Source organism: Rhizobium sp. BK196 (assembly GCF_014193255.1).
Taxonomy (GTDB): domain Bacteria; phylum Pseudomonadota; class Alphaproteobacteria; order Rhizobiales; family Rhizobiaceae; genus Rhizobium.
Map to the genome: position 1 here is coordinate 223,460 of NZ_JACHZB010000007.1, position 16,937 is coordinate 240,396.

Here is a 16,937-nt window from a genome sequence, read left to right on the forward strand (position 1 = left end):
ACAGCGGGCATCTTCGAAAGCATTTAGGGCAAGGATCAGCGAACCAGGATGTTCTTGAACTGCCACGGATCCTTGGTGTCGATGTCTTCCGGGAAAAGACCCGGACGGCCATCGAGCGGGGTCCAGTCGGTGTAGTGGCCTTCGACTGGGCCGAGATAGGGCAGCTGCACTTCGAGGCAGCGCTTGTAATCCATCTCGTCGGCTTCGACGATGCCGGCTTTCGGGTTTTCAAGCGCCCAAACCATGCCGGCGAGAACGGCAGAAGTTACCTGCAGACCAGTCGCGTTCTGGTAGGGGGCGATGCGGCGGGTCTCTTCCAGCGACAGGCGCGAACCGTACCAGTAGGCGTTCTTGTCATGGCCGTAGAGCAATACGCCAAGCTCGTCGATACCGTCGACCAGTTCATTCTCATCGAGAACGTGCAGGACCGGCTGCGGCTTGCCGCCGTTGCCGAACATCTCATGCAGCGAGAGAACTGCGTCATTCGCCGGGTGATAGGCGTAGTGGCAGGTCGGACGATAGGTGACGTCGCCGTCCTTGTCTCTGACCGTGAAGAAGTCGGCGATCGAGATCGATTCGTTGTGGGTGACCAGGAAGCCATATTGCGGGCCAGGCGTCGGGCACCAGGTGCGAACGCGGGTGTTGGCGCCAGGCTGCTCCAGGAAGATGGCGGCCTTGGAGCCTTTCTTGTGCTTCTTGGCGTTTTTCGGCATCCAGTTTTCGTGGGTGCCCCAGCCGAGTTCTGCCGGCTGCAGGCCTTCGGAGATGAAGCCTTCGACCGACCAGGTGTTCCAGAAAACGTTGAGCGGCTTCGGGTGGATGGTGCGCTGGGTATCACGTTCGGCAATGTGGATGCCCTTGACGCCGACCTTCTTCATGAGCTTTGCCCATTCTTCGCGGTCGTCCTGGCCCGGCTCATCGAACTTCAGCCCGATATCACGGGCAAGGTTCAAAAGCCCCTGCTTGACGAACCAGGAAACCATGCCCGGGTTTGCGCCGCAGGTAGAAACGGCGGTGGTGCCGCCGGGATTCTTGGCCTTTTCCTTGCGAACGGTTTCGCGCAGCGCGTAGTTGGTGCGTTCCTCGTTCTTCATGTCCTTGTCGAAATAGAAGCCGAGCCACGGCTCGACGACGGTGTCGATGTAGAGCACGTCAAGCTTGCGGCAGAGCTTGATGATGTCGAGCGACGAGGTGTCGACCGAGAGATTGACGCAGAAGCCCTGGCCTTCGCCTTCGGTCAGCAGCGGCTTCAGTAGCTCCTTGTAGTTGTCCTTCGTCACATACGCCTGGATGTGCTTGACGCCGTGCTTTTCCAGAATGTGGGCATCATCCGTGCGCGGGTCGATGACGACCATCCGGCTCTTGTCGAATTTGAAGTGGCGCTCGATCAGGGGCAGCGTGCCTCGGCCGATGGAGCCAAAGCCGATCATGACGATCGGACCGGTAATTTCGCCATATACCGGATAGTTCTGTTCCGTCATTCTTTTCTCCTATTGGAAGGGAACGAAGGCTTTCAGCCTAAAGAATTCATGTGAAGATGCCGCGAAGCTCGCGAAGTGACCGGCTCTAATCACAAAACGGCGTCACAATAAAGAGCGATCCCCCTGCAAAGGTTAAATATCGGCGCTGCAAACTGCGCGCAATCTCCGCACGAGTTCCCTTCGCCGCACGTGGTTGGTGGCTCAGCGCTTCAGGGTCTCCAGCCCTTCCGTCACCGTCGTCAACCCGACTTCTATGATCTCGTATTCGGCAACACCGTGGATGGTGAAGGGATCGGCTGCGACATAGGCTTCAATCTCGGCGCGCTCGCCGACGGCGAGAATGACTCCGCCGGTGCGCGGGACCTTGCGGCCGGAAGCGAGGAACCAGCCTTTTGCATATCCTTCCTTCACCCAGGCCATATGAGGCTCCATGTGCTTGTCGGCCTCTTCGTTCGGCTTCACATAATTCAGGGAGAGGATCAGCAAGGTCAGTCCTTTTGCAGCGTAGCGCGGATCAGGCCGCGCAGCGAATTTCCAACGTAAAGCATACCATTTTCCAGATCATCGAGCGTGATGCGACCGACGCGGGCCTTGCGCTGGCAGATGAGATCGGTGCGCAGCACGCCGGCGAGCAGGCCGCAGGAGATCGGCGGTGTTCTGAGAATGCCGGAACCGTCATCAAGGAAGACTGACGTGATGGTTCCCTCGCAGACATCCTGCCGTTCGTTGAGCAGGATGACTTCATCTGCTTGCTGCGGCGTGAACTCGGCGCGGGCCGCTTCATAGACAGCCCGGCATGTGGTCTTGATACGCAGCAGTTTGTCGGTGGAATCGAGACGCGTGCTGGCGATACGGAGTTTCCAGACTGTCACTTGCGGCAGCGGGGTGAAGGGCGCGGTGGCAATATCGATCCGGCCCTGGCCGTCGAAGGTCAGCCTGACACGGCGCGGCTCCTTGTCATCCCTTACCGCATCTTCCAGTTTCGCGACCACTTCCATTGGCTCGGGAAAACCGATGCGTCGGGCGGAGCGGGAGAGGCGGGCGAGATGAAGGGGCAGGCGAATGAACCCTTCGTCCGGTTGCCAGCGTAGCGTTTCGATCAGCGAAAAATCCGTCATCGGGCAATCCACTGGTCGCCGACGGCGAAGCGGGCCTTGAGCAGGCATTCCTCATATTCGGCTTCAGCAGTGGAATCGAAGACGATGCCGCCGCCGACATTGAAGACTGCTTTGCCGCCGCCGAAGAGCGTCATGGTGCGGATCGCAACGGAGAAGCGCATCGCGCCACTGGGCGCGATCATGCCGATTGCGCCGCAATAGGCATCACGCGGACCATCCTCGAGATCGTGGAGGATTTCCATGGCGCGGATCTTCGGCGCGCCTGTGATCGAGCCGCAGGGGAAAAGGGCGGCAAAGATGTCTCGGACGGAAAGGTTGGGCAGGAGTTTCGCCTGAACGTGGCTGACCATCTGGTGGACGGTCGGATAGGTCTCGATTTCGAAGAGTTTTGGAACGTCGAGCGTGCCAACCTCGGTGATGCGCGAGATATCGTTGCGTAAGAGGTCGACGATCATGCGGTTTTCCGCCTGTGTCTTGATGTCGGCCTTCATGGTTTCGACGATTTGGGCATCTTCGGCCGGTGTCGCACCACGCTTGGCCGTACCCTTCATCGGATGGGTCTCAATCCAGCCATCTTGGTCCGTGCGGAAAAACAGTTCCGGCGAGCGGGAAAGAATGATGGGGCCGCCGAGATTGGCAAACGCGCCGTATTTCACGGGCTGGCGGTCGATCAGCGACCAGAAGGCGGCAAGCGGATCACCGCTCCAGCGGGCTTCGATCGGCATCGTCAGGTTGGCCTGATAGATATCGCCGAGGCGCAGATGCCGATGGAGGCGTTCGAAACGCTCTTTATATATATCGAAATTCCAAGCTGCCTTCGGTGCGGTCAGGAATTCTTCATTTTCGCGCCGCTGACGCGGCGTTGCGAGGGGATGATTTTCCGGTTGCGGCGCATCGAAGACGCCGAACAGCAGCAAGGGCGTCTCCCGGTCCTCTTCGGCGAAGGCGGCAAGCTTTTCTTCGAAGAGATGGCCGGCCTCATAGGCCATGTAACCGGCAAGCCATTTGCCGGCTTTGCGCGCTTCTTCCATCCGCTCCAGCGCCGGCAGTAATTCGGCGCGCGTGCGGGCAACGATCACGTGTTGCGGGCCGGCGAAGAGCATGACTTCGCCGGTCGTGTCGTCCCGGAACAGGATGAAGGGTTCGGACGCTGCCATTGCCTTTCCAGCGAAGCTGCGGGTTTGGGCGGCTTATGCCTTGTCCAGCGCTTCGAGTTCGTCGATCAGGCCTTCGATCATCGACAGCCCCTTGCTCCAGAAGGACGGCTCGGTCGCATCCAGGCCAAAGGGCTTCAGCAGTTCGGAATGATGCTTGGTGCCGCCGGCCTTCAGCATCTCGAAATACTTGTCCTGAAAGCCCTTCTCGGCTTTTTGATAGACGGCATAGAGCGAGTTCACCAGGCAATCGCCGAAAGCATAGGCGTAAACATAGAAGGGCGAATGGATGAAGTGGGGGATATAGGCCCAGTAGGTCTCATAACCCTCGGAAATCTTGATCGCCGGGCCAAGGCTTTCCGACTGGACGGAAAGCCACAGCTCGCCGATGTCATCGGCGGTCAGTTCGCCGGCCTTGCGGGCGGTATGAACCTTGCGCTCGAACTCGTAGAAGGCGATCTGGCGCACGACCGTATTGATCATGTCCTCGACCTTCTGGGCAAGCATGGCCTTGCGCTCGCGCTTGTCGGTCGTCCGGTTGAGCAGCGCGCGGAAGGTCAGCATCTCGCCGAAGACGGAAGCAGTTTCGGCAAGCGTCAGCGGCGTCTGGCACATGAGGGCGCCTTGTGCGCCGGCAAGAACCTGATGAACGCCGTGGCCGAGTTCGTGGGCGAGGGTCATGACATCACGCGGCTTGCCCATGTAATTGACGAGCACGTAGGGATGGGCAGAAGGGACGGTCGGGTGAGCGAAAGCGCCAGGCGCCTTGCCGGGGCGAACGGGGGCGTCGATCCATTGTTCGTCAAAGAAGCGCTTGGCGATTTCAGCCATTTCCGGCGCGAAATTACCGTAGGCGGACAGCACCGTGTCCCTGGCTTCGGTCCAGGAGATGATGGCACTCGAGGTTTCCGGAAGCGGCGCATTGCGATCCCAGAAATTCATCTGCTCCATGCCAAGCCATTTGGCCTTCATCTTGTAATAGCGATGCGAGAGGCGCGGATAGGCCTCCTTGACGGCTGCGGCAAGGGCGTCGACCACTTCGCGCTCGACGCGGTTCGCCAGATGGCGGCTATCGGCAATGTCTTCGAAGCCGCGCCAGCGATCAGCGATCTCCTTGTCCTTGGCGAGCGTATTGGTGATCAGCGTGAAGATGCGGATATTGGTCTTGAAGGTTTCGGCGAGCGCCATTGCCGCTTTACGGCGCACTTCCGGGTCCTTTTCCTGCAGCATGTTCAGCGCCACTTCGAGCGGCAGCTTTTCCCCGTCGATCTCGAAGCGCAGCTCCGCCATCGTCTCATCGAAGAGACGGTTGAAGGCGGCGGCACTCGTCATCGACTTTTCGAGGAAGAGCTGTTCAAGTTGGTCTTCGAGCTGGTAGGGCTTGTCCTTGCGCAGGTCGACCAGCCAGGGGCGATAGTGCCCGGCAACCGGGTCATTTGCCATGCAGGCGTCGATCACCGCATCGTCGATGCGGTTGAGTTCGAGAGCGAAGAACAGCAGGCGGCCGGAATAATCGGTAAGCTTGGTCTGGACATCGCCATAGAGCTTGCCGTTTGTCGGGTTGGACGTATCCGAGAAGTAGGTAAGGCCTGCAAACGAGCCGAGGCGGCCCATGACATCGTCAAGCGCCTCATATTCCTTCAGTGCCTGGCCGATACCTTCCTCGCCCTTCCTGGTGGCGGCTGCGGCAAGTTTGCCCTTCCACTTGGTTTCAAAATCAGACGCTGCCTTGCCGGCCTTTTCCATGTCGGAAACGAAAGCCGTGGAAGTGGCCGAGGGGTAGAGATCCTGCAGCCGCCAGGAGGGAAGCTCGCCGAGAGCCGGGTCTACCGCTGCAGCGGGAGCCGCTGCCGAAAGATGAAGATCGGCGTGCGCAAGCATATGTCTCATCGGGAGGTTCCTCTTCCTCTTTTATAACAGGTCTGACTGTCTAAGCGTCGTAACGCCTGTCAGCAAGGGTTTTTCAGCGCAAAAAGGGCCCTGTTACGGCACGAAAACGGCCTGTCGTAATCGTTAAAATGCAATTGTTTCTCAAAACTGGATGTTCAAGCCTTTCTGGCAGAGTGCCCTCTATGGTTTCGCATGAAGTGAGGCGACAATGACCGGTTACAATGAGCTCAAAGGGGCAGGGCAGATCCTTGTGGTCGAGGATGATCCCGTGCAGCGCCGACTGCTCAAAAACGCGATCGAGCGTAGCGGCCATGTGGTGCACCAGGCCGAAAACGGCCGCATCGGGCTTGAGATGGTGAAGCGCGATCCCGGCCTTTTCAATGTCATCGTGCTCGATCTGATGATGCCGGAAATGACCGGCCTCGAGTTCCTCGAAGCGCTGCATGATTTCGGAACGCAGATTCCGGTCATTGTCCAGACAGGTCAGGGCGGCATCGAAACCGTCGTGCAGGCCATGCGCGCCGGTGCTTTCGACTTCGTCGTCAAGCCGGTTTCCCCGGAACGGATCAACACCTCTATTTCCAATGCCATGAAGCTCGACCAGCGCGAAGTGAAGGCCCGTGCCGGCCGCCGTTCGCGTTCGGGCTCCATCGGCTTTGACGACATCGTTTCGGCGAGCCCGGCGATGATCCGAGTCATCGATCTGGCGCAGCGTGCCTCCCAATCCAACATTCCGGTTGTGCTCGAAGGAGAATCGGGCGTCGGCAAGGAATTGGTGGCACGCGCCATCCAATCGGGGGGTGATCGCGCCAGCAAGCCGTTCGTGACGGTCAATTGCGGCGCCATTCCGCACAATCTAGTTGAAAGCATCCTCTTCGGCCATGAAAAGGGTGCGTTCACAGGTGCTACCGAAAAGCATATCGGCAAGTTCATGGAAGCCGATGGCGGCACCATCTTCCTCGACGAGATCGGCGATCTGCCGCTCGAGGTGCAGGTGAAGCTGCTGCGCGCCGTTCAGCAGGGCGAGATCGAGACCGTTGGCGCGCGCACTGCGCACAAGGTCAATGTCCGCCTCATCTCGGCGACCAACAAGGATCTGATCGAAGAGGTCAAGAACGGCCACTTCCGCGAGGACCTCTACTATCGCCTGAACGTCTTCCCGATCACCATTCCGGCGCTGCGTAAGCGCAAGGAGGACATTCCGCATCTGGTGCGGGTCTTTGCAGACCGCTTCTCCAGCGAGCAAAAGAATGGCCGGCGCATGACAGTCAATGCCGGCGCCCTGGCACTGCTGACCGCCTACGACTGGCCTGGCAATATCCGCCAGCTCGAAAACGCGATCTTCCGTGCCGTCGTGCTTGCCGAAGGTCCGGAGCTGACTGAAGCGGACTTCCCGCAAATAGCCGCCCAGCTTCCGAACTATGAGGTCGTGGATCATCTGGCGCTCGTTGCCGACAATTCGCATCTCGATCCGGACGCGGAATTCCCCGAGGATTATCAGGCGGAACCCGCCGCCGAGACGATGCGCCGCGGGACTGAGGCTTCCGACAAGGCAATATCGAGCGTCAATCAGGCCGGTGACGTTCGGCGTCTTGCCGACGTCGAGGAAGAACTGATTCGTTTCGCCTTGAAATTCTACCGAGGACAAATGAGTCAAGTGGCAAGAAAGCTAGGTATCGGCCGGTCCACACTTTATAGAAAGCTCAAGGACTACGGTATCGACCCCGATAATCCTCAGAAAGATGCGGCATAAGCGCCTTTTTATTAAGAATGAGGCAACCACGTTTCGTTACTGTCCATAAACCACTTGTTAGCTGCTCGTTCACTATGTAAAGAAAAGGTTGATCATGTGTGGCATTTTTGCCATCGTGTGACCGCAATTGACAGCCATTTGAGACAGCACGGGACATTGACTGTCTGACGGGGATCGAGTTGCCGAATCTGAATGGGAATACCAAGCTTTCGCGCTTGAGTTGGCGCTTGTGCGCCAAGATTGGCGGAAGGGCAGTTAGGACGGCAGCGGCCGCCCTTCTTGCGCTCGCGGTTTCCTCACCTGTATTCGTAAGCACGCCGTCTCAGGCTGCAGGCGATACCCGCAGCCTGAAGCTCTATTTCATTCATACCGGTGAAAAGGCAGTCATCACCTACAAGCGAAACGGCAAGTTCGACCCCAAGGGCCTCGAACAGCTCAACCGGTTCCTGCGCGACTGGCGAAAGAATCAGCCGACGAAGATGGATCCGCGTCTCTTCGACCTCATCTGGGAAGTTTACCGCCAGTCCGGTTCCAGGGATTACATCAATGTCGTCTGCGGTTTCCGCTCGCCGGCTACCAACGAGATGCTGCGCGGCCGTTCGCGTAATTCCGGTGTCGCCGAAAAGAGCCAGCATATGCTTGGCAAGGCGATGGATTTCTTCATTCCTGACGTGAAGCTCGCCACCTTGCGCGGCATCGGCATGAAGATGCAGGTCGGTGGCGTCGGCTTCTATCCGAAATCGGGTTCACCCTTCGTGCATATGGATGTCGGCGGCGTCCGCGCGTGGCCGCGCATGAGCCGCGACGAGCTTGTCAGGCTCTTCCCTGATGGAAACACCATTCATATTCCCGCCGATGGCAAGCCGCTGCCAGGCTACCAGCAGGCGATGGCCGATTACAAGCGTCGCGTGGCGAACGGCAGCCAGATCATGATGGCGAGCGCCGGCGCTTCCGCTTCGGATGAAGAACCTCGCAAGCAAAAGACATTGTTTGCCTATCTCTTTGGTGGCGGCGCCGACGAGGAAGAGGATAATTCGGAGGATAGCACACCGGTGGCTGTCGCCAAGGCAACGCCGCCGAAGGCTGAAGCTGTCCCCGCTGCTGAACCGCAGCCTCAGACCGAAGTTGCAAGCGTCAACGCACCGGTGCCACAGGTTCGTCCGGCCTTCAGCAACCAGCTTGCCGGCAATGAGGTTGTCAATGCTCTGGTGCCGCCATCTGCCGGTAACGCGGCGCAGCAGGCACTTGCCGCCTTGCCGGCCGGCCAGCCGCAGGAACCGGAGCATTTCGCCGATCTCAGCGGCTACAGCATTCCGGTTCCATCGCTCCTTGGGCAGCGTCGTGCGCCGGGTGATGCTGAACTTGCCTCTGTCGATCCGAGCCTGATGTCGACGAGCGTTCCGACCCCAGCCGAACGTCCGGCCGTTGCCGAAAACCTGCTTGCTGCACAGAATGCCGATCCTGAAGCGGGGGAAGACGAAGCTGATCAGGATATGCTTTCCCCCGCCATGGCCGCGGCGCTTGCAAAGCAGCAGGACGAGAGTGGTGACGCTGATGTCGCTATGAACGCGCCCTCCGAGCCGCAGACCGTGGAGCAGGCAATCAATGCCGCCGCCCCGAAGAACCCGCCGGCACTCGACAAGCCGCCGCTGCAGCTTGCCGCACTTGCTCCGATGACCAAGTCCGCGAGCTTCGCTGCACCTCCTTCAGCACCGAAGCCTGTCACCCTCGACAGCCCGGTCGCGCAGGGCCTCCCCACCAAGGGTGGCCGGCCGACGAAGCAGGAAGCGGTCGCCGCCGACGAAGGCCGCCAGACGGTGCGTACGGAGCCGAAGCTGACCCAGAAGATGATCTCGCAGTGGGCTCTGACCAATGCCCGCCTGGAAATGGCGTCCAAAAAGGTACAGGCACCACGCTTCGTCAGCCAGACACTGCGCGCCCAGCCTACCTCGGTCTATGCCGAAGGCTTCCAGAAGACTGCTTCGGTAGATCCCGCCCGCTTCAGCGGCACGGCCGTCAACTTCATGGAAGTGCGCAAGTTCAACACGCGCTGATAGGATTATATTCTGACGAAACGAGGCCGCCTGGCATTTGTCGGGCGGCTTTTGCTTTTATGGCTGCGCAAGATGTTTTCATCACCTGCAAGTATGCTCTCGACCGGCGTGAATGGCCGTCGCTGAGCCAAAAGAAAAGCCGCCATGAAGGCGGCTTTCGCGAACGGAGCTGTCCGACCTTCAGCCTTCCGGCGGGGACTCAATCATGCCGAGAGCGTGCAGATAGGTGTCGAGGATCGCGTCTTCTTCCATGCGTTCCTGTTCGTCCTTCTTGCGCAGCGCAACGACCTTCTTGAGGATCTTGGTGTCGAAGCCCATGCCCTTTGCTTCGCCATAGACGTCCTTGATGTCGTCGGCGATGGTTTTCTTTTCTTCTTCCAGGCGTTCAATGCGCTCGACAAAAGCGCGAAGCTGATCGCGGGCGACGCCATGTGCATCAGACATCGTGTTCTCCTGATTTCGGGATATGTATTCGGTTGCCAGTGACTGCCGCGAAGTGCCGCCAGCGTCAAGGCGGTTTGAGGCGGTATGGTCTATTTGTGCGGGTTGTTCACCTCAAAAGCGGTCTTTTGCACAGGCGATGCTTCCGTCTGGTGAAGGTTCTTCCAGTCTTCGTAGGGCATGCCATAGACGACATCACGCGATTCGTCCTTCGTCATAGTGACGCCTTCGGCTTCCGCAGCCTCGCGATACCAGTTGGACAGGCAGTTGCGGCAGAAGCCGGCGAGATTCATCAGATCTATGTTCTGCACGTCGGTTCGTTCGCGAAGATGCGCGATGAGCCGGCGGAAGGCGGCTGCCTCGAATTCTGTCTGTTGTTCCTTGCTGAGCGTGGTCATGGGCCAAGTCCTTTCACTCAATAGGGGCCGGTCCGCGAAGCGTGCACGCTGTATGCATGCAGAGCCGGATCGGCGTTCATCTCCGCAAAGACGGGTGCCAGACGCGCCGCCCATTCCTCGATGCCGGTCTCGCTGCCGATGAGGTCCTGGCGCACTTCCAGAAGCGCGTGCGGGATACCCGTCGTCATGCAATGACGATACATGGTGTCACCCTTCAAGGCGCCGTCATAGGGTTCGTTGTCACCGACGACGAGATCGGGATCGGCGCGCAGTTTTTCAAGCAATGGGCCGACGGCGCGGTGGTCGCTATCCCAGAGCACTGCTGCATGCCAAGGACGGGGAACGCTTTTCCAGGCAGGCGTGAAGGAGTGGAGGGACAGTACCAGTGGGGCTTTGCCGGTCGCATTCGCCACCTTATCGATCGTCTCCGACACGGCATTGTGATAGGGTCTGTGGAAAGTCTCGATCCTGTAGTTCCACTCCTCCTCGCTAATAGGATGGTTGCCGGGAATGATGGCCCCGTCGGAGATCTTCATGATCAGTGTCGGGTCGTCCTCGCCTCTGTTAGGATCGATCAGAAGGCGCGAAAAACCGCCGAGCACGCCTGGCACGCCCAGTTGTGCACACAGCTTGCGGGTAAGGCCCTCAATGCCGATGTCATAGGCGATGTGCCTGGAGAAGGCACTCTCCGGCAGGCCGAGCTGGCCATATCGTGCGGGCAGGCGGTTCATGGCATGATCGCCGAGGATCACCATGCCTTTGTCATGTTGGCCGGGTAGGATTTCGAAGGATGGGAAGTGATCCATTTGGAAATTGCCGATTGTCATTTCGCGTCTTCGTCCAGTGATTGCATGCGCGTCCGGACGGTTCAAGCGCGATGGGCAGGTCAAGCGTGACGAGATGCATCCGAGGGGCGGTTATGAAAGGAAATATAATCGATTAGCATTGCGTTGACTTTCGTTTGATGGCGGCGCAAGAAGACACGGACAACGAATAACCGTGGAGCTATTTGGGAGTCGTGTTGATCCAAGCCGCGCCAAGTTTCCTCACGCGGTCCGGGCCGCTGGTCCGTCTCGCATTGTTCGCTCTTGCAGCCGTTTCACCGTTCTTCATCGCAGATGCCGCGCGCGCGGATTTCCGTGTCTGCAACGGTACGCAAAATCTGGTTGGCGTTGCGATCGGATATCGCGCGAAGGAAGGCTGGGTTACGGAGGGCTGGTGGCAGGTGCCGGCAACGACCTGCGCTACGCTGATCGAGGGAGAATTACAGTCGCGTTATTACTACCTCTACGCAGAGGATGCCGCCCGGGGAGGCCGATGGACGGGTGACGTGCAGATGTGCGTGGCGGAAAACGAATTCAAGATCGCGGGCGTGCAGGACTGCTATGCCCGGGGTTATCAAAAAATGGGATTCAAGGAATATGATACGGGCCGCCAGGGAAGCTGGATGGTTCAACTCTCCGACACCCCAGGGACGCAAGAAAGCCAGAATTGATGAAGCGTAACCGCAAAGTTAAAATCCTCGCCACCCTCGGCCCGGCCTCCTCCGAGGAATCGATGATCGAGAAGCTGCACCAGGCAGGTGCGGATATCTTCCGCATCAATATGAGCCATGCGAGCCATGATCTGATGCGCACGCTCGTCCAGCGTATCCGCGCCGTCGAAGCCCGCTCGGGCCGGCCGATCGGCATTCTGGCCGACCTCCAGGGCCCGAAGCTGCGCGTCGGCAAGTTCGCCGACGTTAAGGTCGAGCTGAAGCCCGGCCAGACCTTTACGCTCGACAACAATGACACCCCTGGCGACAACACTCGCGTTTATCTGCCGCATCCTGAAATTCTCGAAGCCGTGCAGCCGGGCCATCGCCTGCTGATCGATGACGGCAAGCTGGCGTTGCGCGCCGAAAAGTGCGACGGCAAAAGCATCGTCACCACGGTTATCGCCGGTACCAGCATTTCCGATCGCAAGGGCGTCAGTCTGCCCGACACGCTGCTCGGCGTCGGCGCGCTGACCGACAAGGACCGAGCCGATCTCGACGCGGTTCTCGCGACCGACGATGTCGACTGGGTGGCGCTCTCCTTCGTTCAGCGCCCCGACGATCTCGCAGAAGTGCGCAAGATCGCCCGCGGCCGCGTCGGCCTGATGTCGAAGATCGAAAAGCCCCAGGCTCTGGAGCGCATCGAGGAAATCATCGAGCTTTCCGACGCCCTGATGGTCGCTCGCGGCGACCTCGGCGTGGAAATGCCGCTCGAAGCCGTGCCGGGTATCCAGAAGCAGCTCATCCGCGCCTGCCGCCGTTCAGGCAAGCCCGTCATCGTCGCCACGCAGATGCTGGAATCGATGATCTCTTCGCCGGTTCCGACGCGTGCCGAGGTTTCGGACGTTTCCATTGCCGTCTTCGAAGGCGCCGATGCGATCATGCTGTCGGCCGAATCGGCTTCCGGCGCCTATCCCGTCGAATCCGTTTCGATGATGGCTTCGATCGCGAGCACGGTGGAAAGGGATCCGCATTATCCGGGCATCATCTACGCGCAGCGCGCCCAACCGGAAGCAACCGGTGCGGATGCTATCTCGCTCGCCGCCCGCCAGATCGCCGAGACGCTGAAGCTATCGGCCATCGTCTGTTATACGTCGTCGGGCACGACCGGCCTTCGCGCTTCGCGCGAGCGCCCGCAGGTGCCGATCATCGCTCTGTCGCCGATCATCAAGACGGCGCGCCGTTTGTCGGTTGTCTGGGGCATGCATTGCGTCGTCACCCATGACGCGACAGATCTCGATGATATGGTCAACCGCGCCTGCCGCATCGTTGCTGCCGAAGGCTTCGGCAAGCCGGGCGATCGCATCATCATCTCGGCCGGTGTGCCGCTCGGGACACCCGGGGCGACCAACATGCTGCGCATCGCCTATATCGGCTCCGACGGCCAGACTGGCATCTGATCGTTTTCAGGCACAGAAAATACAGAGCGTCTCTCGGAAGAGGGGCGCTTTTTGTTTTTGATTTTGCTCTTGGTGTTCTTAGCCGCGGGAGAGGTGACCGACGCGATAAATCTGCTTGCCGTCCGAGGCAGGCGGGGCTTCCGCGTGAAGGCCAAATCGCACCATCGTCCAGTCATGCGGATCGAAGGCGGCTATGCGGGTGAGCACATGTTTGCCGCCGGCTTCCTGTTTTGACAGATCCACCTCCTGCTGCCGCAGGTTGGGCAGAGGGGCATGCTGTTCGATAGGGAGATATTGACTGTCGGCGAAGCGGGCATTGGCAAGGTCCGGTAAGACATGCGCATGCCAGACGATCCAGTGGCGAATGCGCGGGCGACCAAAGGCGTCCGTCAGGGCGGCAAAGCCCGGACCACAAATGAAATTGCCGGCGCCTTCGGGCTGATCCCAGAGATAGAAGGGCGAATAAAGATTTTCCCGGCTGCCGAATTCGCCCCGGCGAGCGCTCAGAAAGGCCTTGAAACCGAGATGCGGGAAGCCGTTCATTGCCGGCCCCTTGTCGCGGATGCGGTGATCGATGATCTTCATGTCGTAATCTGCAGGCAAGGTGAAGGAATATTGCATGGCCATCATGGCTGTGTCTCCTCTCTGTCAGACCAGTCGACGAAGCGTCCCTTCTCGAAACCCTGGATGCTGAGATAGCTGAAAGGGCTGTCAGCTGTTGCCCCATGCCAGTGAAGCTCGTCCGGGGCGAACCATATTGCATCTCCGGTTCTGACCTCCTCGACTGATCCACCCTTCCGCTGCACGAGACCGACGCCGGAAAGGACATAAAGAAGCTGGCCGCGCGGATGCGTATGCCAGTGCGTCACGGTACCGGGGTCGAGGGTTGCGCGCATGGCGGTGTTCTCGCCATCGATCTCGCTGTCGAGCAGCATTTCGACCCAGAAGGGTGCATTCGAGATGCCTTCGGGAGAACGGGCCGCACTGCCGGGACGGCGGATCGCCATGGTTTTCGGATTTGCCGCGCTCATGTCGGGGTCCCCATGGCGCGAGCTTCCCAGCCGGGCTCAGTCATCTGCGCCAATCCGCCGCCGAAGGACCATTCACCCGGTTCGCTCGTCGAAACGACGATCATTACATCCTCCGGACGCAAACCAGGGGAGCGTTGCAGCAATTCGACGGTTCGGCGAAAGAAGGCATTGCGCATTTCTTGCGTTCGCGGCTTGCCGGTCGTGATCGAAATCAGCACGAAATCGTCAGAGCGCGGACCGGCAAGGTAATTGCGATCGAAGATCAATTCGCCCGGCTCATGTTGATGGACGACCTGGAAGCGGTCGGCTGACGGGACATTGAACGTTTCGACCATTGCCGTGTGGATGGCGTCTGAAAGGGCGCTGAGATAGTCCTGCGACTTCCCCTTCAGAAGGGAGATGCGAGCGAATGGCATTGAATGCCTCCTTGTTCTTTATCTTGACAGGAGAAGCATGCCACGACACCATGATGCAGAAAATCAGAATTTTATGGATATATAATCCTGAAAATTGGGATCATTACATGCGGCGGATTACATTCGACCTGGATGTGCTGAGGACATTCGCGACCGGCATGGATCTCGGCAATTTCGCCAGGGCGGCAGATCGGCTCGGACGGTCGACATCGGCCGTCAGCGCACAACTCAAGAAACTGGAGGAACAGGCCGGCACGCCGATCTTTCGTAAATCCGGGCGCGGACTGGCGCTGACGGAAGCCGGAGAGACGATGCTTGCCTACGCAAGGCGACTGCTCGATCTGAACGACGAGGCGGTCGCTGCGGTCCAGAGTGTCGAACTGGAAGGCTGGGTGCGGCTCGGCCTGCAGGAGGATTTCGGAGAGAACTTGCTACCCGAGGTGCTCGGACGTTTTGCCCGGGCGCATCCGAAGGTGCGGATCGAAGCACGGGTGGTGCGCAATGCCGAGCTTCTGGAACGGGTGACGACGGGGAAGCTCGATCTTGCGCTCGCCTGGAGCGCCGGCACTTTGACCGCCCATTGCGAGCATATTGCCGACGTGCCGATGCGCTGGATCGGCCCGGTGAACGGCTTACCTGCGTGGGCGGCTGGAAGCGGGGAGCCGATGCCGCTTGCTTCGCTTGAGGCGCCCTGCCTGCTCAGGAATGCCGCGACGAAAGTGCTGGACGAGGTCGGTATCTCCTGGCGGCTGTCCTTCGTCAGTCCAAGCCTCGGCGGCCTCTGGGCGGCAACCGCCGCGGGATTGGGCATTACAGTGCGAACGCCCATTGGGCTGCCCGCCAAGGTGCGGATGCTGGCGCCCGGCGAAGCGGGCTTGCCGGAGCTGCCTGACCTGGGTCTGGTCTTGCATCGAGCGGAAGCGGAGCCGGATGCTGCAACGAGTCGGCTGGCGGAACTGGTGCTGCAGGCGGTGCACGAGGCAGTGCGCGATATTCCTATCCCATCCGATCAGGAGAAGGCGCTGCGAAGGTTCGGGTGAAATATTGACCCTGCTCGCGGGAGCCGGTAGCCTCCCATCGCTATGAAAATGATCGCTCTCAACATCGCTACGGTCTTCTTCTTGAGCCTCTAAGGCTCTGCCCTCGGGCAAAGGAAGATGCGGCCGCTTCACCAGCCCGCCGGCTGGGGCGTTGCCGTGGACTGTAACCACCCTGCTTCCGGCCAATGGACAATGCCGGCAGGGTTCGGCGATAGAGAGATATTTCATGACATCCACTGGTTACCCGCCGGCGCTCAACGCCGCGCAGATCGAACAATTCATCGAGGACGGCTTTATGCGGATCGATGATGCTTTTCCCCGTGAGGTGGCTGAGGAAGCCCGCGCCATCATGTGGCGGGACATTCCTTTCGCCGCCGATGATCCGAAGACCTGGGTGCGGCCGGTCGTCCGGCTTGCCGGCTATGGCGGCGGACCGTTCAATGCGGCGGTCAATACGCCCGTGCTGCATTCGGCTTTTGATCAGCTCGTCGGCAAGGGACGCTGGGAGCCGCGTGACGGCCTTGGCAGCTTTCCTGTTCGCTTCCCGCATCCTGACGATCCTGGTGATGCCGGCTGGCATGTGGATCTGAGCTTTCCCGGAGAGGATGGAAACCCTGACGAGCAGCGGGATTTTTCGGCGTGGCGGGTGAACATCACCTCACGCGGACGGGCGCTCCTGATGCTCTTCCTGTTCTCGGATGTCGGCGAAGAAGACGCGCCGACGCGTATCCGGGTCGGATCGCACAAGGATATCGCAAGGATGCTGGAGCCGGCCGGCGAAGCGGGCATGGCGCATCTGTGGCTGGAGCATGTCGGCGAGGACAGGCCACTTGCTCTGGCGACCGGGCAGGCGGGTACGGTGTATTTGTGCCATCCTTTCCTTATCCATGCGGCGCAGATGCATCGGGGCAAGGAACCGCGCTTTATGGCGCAGCCGGGCCTTGCGCCTTCCGAGCCGCTAAAGCTTGTGCGTGAGGATGGCGCCTACTCGCCTGTCGAAATCGCCATCCGCAGGGCGCTTCAGCAGGGTTAACAGCATGTCCCCAACCGCTGCGCAACTCTGCGTGATGGCGGATGTGGAGGAGGTTGCTTCGTATCGGAACTTCCGCCACTTCGGGGAACCTCCTCCACAAGATGCCCATGTTCGCGAAAAGGGCGCTATTTTTGCGTCCGAACGGACGCTCGGTGCTCTCAGTGGAGGAGGTTCATCCCAAGTGGAGGAGGTTC

The 16,937-nt window shown here is 59.8% G+C and carries 17 protein-coding genes; 6 read left to right on the forward strand and 11 right to left on the reverse strand.

Annotated elements, in window-relative coordinates:
- Window positions 1-35: 35 nt before the first annotated feature.
- The 5 genes from FHT78_RS22250 to FHT78_RS22270 form a co-directional block, all read right to left on the reverse strand.
- Window positions 36-1,481 carry a homospermidine synthase gene (locus FHT78_RS22250; protein WP_183748705.1) on the reverse strand — a complete coding sequence of 482 codons (1,446 nt, stop codon included), beginning with the start codon at window positions 1,479-1,481 and terminating at the stop codon, window positions 36-38.
- 201 nt (window positions 1,482-1,682) lie between these two features.
- A complete protein-coding gene (locus FHT78_RS22255) occupies window positions 1,683-1,967 on the reverse strand; it encodes a YciI family protein (RefSeq protein ID WP_183748707.1) in 285 nt (94 codons plus the stop codon).
- 2 nt (window positions 1,968-1,969) lie between these two features.
- The gene (locus tag FHT78_RS22260; protein WP_183748721.1) at window positions 1,970-2,599 is read right to left on the reverse strand and encodes an aminotransferase class IV family protein; all 630 of its coding nucleotides are present in this window, start codon (window positions 2,597-2,599) and stop codon (window positions 1,970-1,972) included.
- Complete coding sequence (locus FHT78_RS22265; protein WP_183748723.1) at window positions 2,596-3,756, reverse strand: aminodeoxychorismate synthase component I; 1,161 nt, start codon at window positions 3,754-3,756, stop codon at window positions 2,596-2,598. The genes FHT78_RS22260 and FHT78_RS22265 overlap by 4 nt, the downstream gene beginning before the upstream one ends.
- A gap of 33 nt (window positions 3,757-3,789) precedes the next feature.
- Entirely contained in the window at window positions 3,790-5,643 is a 1,854-nt protein-coding gene (locus FHT78_RS22270) for a M3 family oligoendopeptidase (protein WP_183748725.1), read from the reverse strand.
- A 208-nt stretch (window positions 5,644-5,851) separates the two neighbouring features.
- Here FHT78_RS22270 and FHT78_RS22275 point away from each other — a divergent pair, with 208 nt between their 5' ends.
- Window positions 5,852-7,396 (forward strand): sigma-54 dependent transcriptional regulator, encoded by a 1,545-nt coding sequence (locus FHT78_RS22275; protein WP_183748727.1) that lies wholly within the window; start codon window positions 5,852-5,854, stop codon window positions 7,394-7,396.
- Between the two features lie 179 nt (window positions 7,397-7,575).
- On the forward strand, window positions 7,576-9,450 hold the full coding sequence (locus FHT78_RS22280) for a DUF882 domain-containing protein (protein ID WP_183748729.1): 1,875 nt from the start codon (window positions 7,576-7,578) through the stop codon (window positions 9,448-9,450).
- A gap of 180 nt (window positions 9,451-9,630) precedes the next feature.
- On the opposite strand, the gene FHT78_RS22285 is transcribed toward FHT78_RS22280, so the two are convergent.
- The 3 genes from FHT78_RS22285 to FHT78_RS22295 all read right to left on the reverse strand — a co-directional run bounded on the left by FHT78_RS22285 (window position 9,631) and on the right by FHT78_RS22295 (window position 11,095).
- The gene (locus FHT78_RS22285; RefSeq protein WP_007822869.1) at window positions 9,631-9,894 is read right to left on the reverse strand and encodes a DUF2312 domain-containing protein; all 264 of its coding nucleotides are present in this window, start codon (window positions 9,892-9,894) and stop codon (window positions 9,631-9,633) included.
- 89 nt (window positions 9,895-9,983) lie between these two features.
- Window positions 9,984-10,289, reverse strand: coding sequence for a DUF1244 domain-containing protein (locus FHT78_RS22290; protein ID WP_183748731.1), 306 nt, complete (start codon window positions 10,287-10,289; stop codon window positions 9,984-9,986).
- Between the two features lie 17 nt (window positions 10,290-10,306).
- Complete coding sequence (locus FHT78_RS22295) at window positions 10,307-11,095, reverse strand: N-formylglutamate amidohydrolase (RefSeq protein ID WP_183748865.1); 789 nt, start codon at window positions 11,093-11,095, stop codon at window positions 10,307-10,309.
- Window positions 11,096-11,298: 203 nt separating this feature from the next.
- Between FHT78_RS22295 and FHT78_RS22300 the strand changes: the two genes are divergently transcribed.
- Both FHT78_RS22300 and pyk read left to right on the forward strand, forming a co-directional pair.
- On the forward strand, window positions 11,299-11,784 hold the full coding sequence (locus FHT78_RS22300) for a DUF1036 domain-containing protein (RefSeq protein ID WP_183748733.1): 486 nt from the start codon (window positions 11,299-11,301) through the stop codon (window positions 11,782-11,784).
- The gene (gene pyk, locus FHT78_RS22305; RefSeq protein WP_183748735.1) at window positions 11,784-13,223 is read left to right on the forward strand and encodes a pyruvate kinase; all 1,440 of its coding nucleotides are present in this window, start codon (window positions 11,784-11,786) and stop codon (window positions 13,221-13,223) included. Before FHT78_RS22300 ends, pyk begins: the two co-directional genes overlap by 1 nt.
- Before the next feature lie 78 nt (window positions 13,224-13,301).
- On the opposite strand, the gene FHT78_RS22310 is transcribed toward pyk, so the two are convergent.
- Genes FHT78_RS22310 through FHT78_RS22320 form a run of 3 tightly spaced genes read right to left on the reverse strand, consistent with a single transcriptional unit; the run spans window position 13,302 to window position 14,670 of the window.
- A complete protein-coding gene (locus tag FHT78_RS22310) occupies window positions 13,302-13,853 on the reverse strand; it encodes a DUF4865 family protein (protein ID WP_183748737.1) in 552 nt (183 codons plus the stop codon).
- Window positions 13,850-14,254, reverse strand: coding sequence for a cupin domain-containing protein (locus tag FHT78_RS22315; protein ID WP_183748739.1), 405 nt, complete (start codon window positions 14,252-14,254; stop codon window positions 13,850-13,852). Before FHT78_RS22315 ends, FHT78_RS22310 begins: the two co-directional genes overlap by 4 nt.
- Entirely contained in the window at window positions 14,251-14,670 is a 420-nt protein-coding gene (locus tag FHT78_RS22320; protein WP_183748741.1) for a tautomerase family protein, read from the reverse strand. The genes FHT78_RS22315 and FHT78_RS22320 overlap by 4 nt, the downstream gene beginning before the upstream one ends.
- A gap of 107 nt (window positions 14,671-14,777) precedes the next feature.
- Between FHT78_RS22320 and FHT78_RS22325 the strand changes: the two genes are divergently transcribed.
- Complete coding sequence (locus FHT78_RS22325) at window positions 14,778-15,710, forward strand: LysR substrate-binding domain-containing protein (protein ID WP_183748743.1); 933 nt, start codon at window positions 14,778-14,780, stop codon at window positions 15,708-15,710.
- Window positions 15,711-15,936: 226 nt separating this feature from the next.
- A complete protein-coding gene (locus FHT78_RS22330) occupies window positions 15,937-16,743 on the forward strand; it encodes a phytanoyl-CoA dioxygenase family protein (RefSeq protein ID WP_183748745.1) in 807 nt (268 codons plus the stop codon).
- The last annotated feature ends 194 nt before the right edge of the window (window positions 16,744-16,937 follow it).